This window comes from Helicobacter didelphidarum (assembly GCF_003364195.1).
Lineage (GTDB): Bacteria > Campylobacterota > Campylobacteria > Campylobacterales > Helicobacteraceae > Helicobacter_A > Helicobacter_A didelphidarum.
Genome location: NZ_NXLQ01000145.1, coordinates 1 through 1,091 on the forward strand (window position 1 = coordinate 1; position 1,091 = coordinate 1,091).

The following is a 1,091-nucleotide window of genomic DNA, read 5'->3' on the forward strand; positions in this document are numbered from 1 at the left end:
TAACAATATCGCAGGTGTTCCTACTCCTTGTTCTCTTATTTCTGTAATCCTCCCTAGTGCTAGAGCTGATAAGAAATATAATGATGATTATCCTATAATGCAAGATTTATGTGTTAGTGGGGTATTAAGTGATAAAGGATTCCCTATCACTTGTAAGCCTAAGAATAATACCTTTAAGATAAATGCTCCTAATCCTAGTAATACTAAAGAGATAAGTAAAGAAGTGTTACTCTCACAAATAAAACTTCATAAGCCAAGTATAAGATTGTATTATAAAATAAATACACTTCAAAAAGATAATCTGCCTATATATAGACTAAAGCTTAATGGTGAGATGATAGAATCTAGCACTGATGATGAGACACTGAAAAGTATAAGTATTGATATACATAAAGATGCTAAAGACTTAGATTCTAATATAAAGCTAGATAAGAGAGCATCTAGCTCACAATCTACACATAATGCTACTACTCACAATAATACAAACAACAATACTACAGATTCTACTACTTCCCTACTCTCTTTACTCCTTAAGGATTATCCTAAAGACTATGAGTTTAAAGAGATAGATATAACCATAGGAATACACTCTATTGCTCTCATACTCATTATCCCACAAAAGATCCCTAAAGTCTATGATAAAGCATATAAAGAATATGAATATAAAGAGTATGGGGTAGGGAGATATACACAACTCTTAGAATATTCTAAGGATATACAAGATGATAGAGAGTATGTAGGAGGTGGAGAGACTTCTTTACAATCTATGTTTATTGTATATAATAAGAATCTTATCAATCATAATGTAGAATCTTATCTTTTAGAATCTAAAAGGGTGGTGTAGATGAAGAAAGAAACTATTATCTTAAAATTTAAGCAAATATTTACAATTAAGAGAATCTTAATCTTTCTAATTTCTTTGTGTGTGATATTATTCTTTGTGGGTGGGTGTTCGTTTAGGTATATGGATTGGCAATATTATAAGTTTAAAGATTTGGGAGCAAAAAATGGTGGAGGATATGTTGTAGAGCCAGAGCTATATGAGGACATCAATAAAAATGGGATTCACGCTAAGTTGTCTAATGGCTATT

General features: G+C 30.9%; 2 pseudogenes. Both read left to right on the forward strand.

Annotated features, from left to right (window positions below):
• Positions 1 to 844 (forward strand): annotated as a pseudogene (locus tag CQA53_RS12820) (hypothetical protein); the annotation flags it as partial.
• Positions 845 to 1,091, forward strand: a pseudogene (locus CQA53_RS11585) (hypothetical protein); the annotation flags it as partial. It abuts the pseudogene before it with no gap.